Consider the following 2128-nt stretch of genomic DNA (forward strand, 5'->3'; position numbering starts at 1 on the left):
ACGGTGGCCATTATTCGGTGACCGGGATTGGTCAAAATAGTTTGACTATTAGCGGCTAAAATCGCCCGGCGCTAACACGGGTACGCCACCCGCTCGACGAGCCTCAAAGACAACTACTTCGTCCACAATGGCAAGGCCGACGAATGGGCCGCCAAGTACGCCGATCGCATCCAGCAGCACCTCGACGCAAAGGAGAACAAGTTCTCTATCGACGCCGACAACCAGTCTTTCCCGCCCAGCATCAGTGGCATCCAGAACGGCATCGTCGCCTTTGCGATGAACCTGCGCGAGTGGAAGACGACCGACGCCAAGACCGATCTTGCTGCCAATTCTATCGTTGCCATGCAATCCGGGTACAAGTGGATATCAAGGTTCGACTTCTACGCCACCTGGAAGGAGCCCGCATCCTACACGATCCGCTACCACGGGTCGGACGCGGCGCCCGCCGTCGCCAGGACGACGAGGGTCGTCGTGGCGACGCCGACCGCCACGCTGACGTCGTCGGCGCTGGGCTTCTCCTGCGGGCCGATGGCGTTCGCGGGCTGGAAGGCCCACCGCGACTGCGACGACGCGTGGTTCGTCATCGACGCCGCGGGCAACGGCAGGTGGGCGAAGCTGGACGGCGGGGCGCTGCCGGAGGGGCGGAGCTTCTACCGCTACGTCGACGGGGGGGAAGGTGTCGGGCACGGCCCCCTCGGGCAGAGTGGACTTCTACGCCACCTGGATAGAAAACAAAGAATACGCCTAGACCATTCCGGTGCCATTTGATCTTATCAGCTATGTCGTTGATAAGATCAGTAAGCAAAAGGCTGGTCTTAGGTCATTTGCTTTAGGTTCTAGCGTTTTATCTAAACTCAGTAGTAAATAACTAATTAAGCAAGGCCCTCTTCAAAGAATCTGGTCGTAATTGTAAGGCTTAGAGTAAACCATGCGACATTTGCCGCTTTTTGCAGCGGGGCTATACGCCACGCATAAGAAAAGCCGCCGTTAACAAGCGGCGGCTTTTTTACTCTCGTCAATTCAATAGCGGCGACTAGAGCGTCTTGAGGTACTCCCCCAGCTCTTCCTCCCAGTCGGGCATGTGGAACCCGACCGACTCGAGCCTGGAAAGGTCGAGCGCGGAGTGGACCGGGCGCGGGGCGATGGGGCCCGCGGCGCTCGCGTAGTAGTCGGCGGTGCTGACCGGCACGACCTTCTCGCCGTTGCCGTTGGCGGCCTCGAAGACGGCGCGGGCGATATCGGCCCAGCTCCTCACGGCGCCGGAGCCGGTGCAGCCGTAGGTGCCGTAGGGGGCCTTGTTCTCCAGCACGTGGAAGATGGCGGCGGCCATGTCGCGCGTGAAGGTCAGGCGGCCCAGCTGGTCGTCAACGACGGTGACCTGCTCCAGGGCGTCGTCCGTGGAGGCGCAGCGGTCAGAGAGCATGCGCATGGTCTTGACGAAGCTGTGCCCCTCGCCGATGACCCAGGAGCTGCGCATGATGTAGTGGCGCGGGCAGCCGGCCACGGCGATGTCCCCCGCCGCCTTGGTCTGCCCGTAGACGGACAGCGGGCTGAACGGCTCGTCCTCGTCGTGGACCTCGGCCGTGCCGTCGAAGACGTAGTCGGAGGACACGTGGACCAGCGTGATCCCGTGCTCGGCGCAGGTGCGGGCGAGCAGCGCCGGCCCGGTCGCGTTGGCCTTCCAGGCGGTGGCGCGGCCCTCGGGGGTCTCCGCCCTGTCGACCGCCGTGTAGGCGCCGCAGTTGATCACGGTGCCGTAGAGCGACCAGTCGTACTGTGTGTAGGCGTCCGGGTCTGACATGTCGAAGGTGTCGATGTCGCAGAAGTCGAAGTCCTTGGCGACGCCGCGCTCCTCCGCCAGCCTGCGCACAGCATGGCCCAGCTGGCCGTTGCAGCCGGTGACGAGCGTCCTCTTGGGCGCCATGGGCACGACGTCGGCCAGCATCGGGTGGTTGAGGTCGGCCTCGGACACGGTGGCCTCGTCGAGCGGGATGGGCCACTCGATGGCGAGCTCGGGGTCGGCCAGGTTCACGAAGGTGTAGGTCTTCTTGAGCTCGAGGGACCAGTGGGCGTCCACCAGGTAGGTGTAGGCGGTGCCGTCCTCCAGGGCCTGGAAGGAGTTGCCCAC

Annotated in this window: 2 protein-coding genes; one reads left to right on the top strand and one right to left on the bottom strand. The window is 63.5% G+C overall.

Translation table 11 applies throughout. The annotated features are described in order from the left end of the window. Positions 1 to 276: 276 nt before the first annotated feature. On the top strand, positions 277 to 768 hold the full coding sequence (locus ABHR75_RS09820) for a hypothetical protein (protein WP_346964228.1): 492 nt from the start codon (positions 277 to 279) through the stop codon (positions 766 to 768). A 265-nt stretch (positions 769 to 1033) separates the two neighbouring features. Here the strand turns inward: ABHR75_RS09820 and ABHR75_RS09825 are convergent. Further along, a partial coding sequence (locus tag ABHR75_RS09825) for a sugar nucleotide-binding protein (protein ID WP_346964229.1) occupies positions 1034 to 2128 on the bottom strand: 1095 nt, incomplete at its 5' end.

Origin of the sequence: Collinsella aerofaciens (genome assembly GCF_039752955.1) — a bacterium.
Classification (GTDB): Bacteria; Actinomycetota; Coriobacteriia; order Coriobacteriales; family Coriobacteriaceae; genus Collinsella; species Collinsella aerofaciens_BI.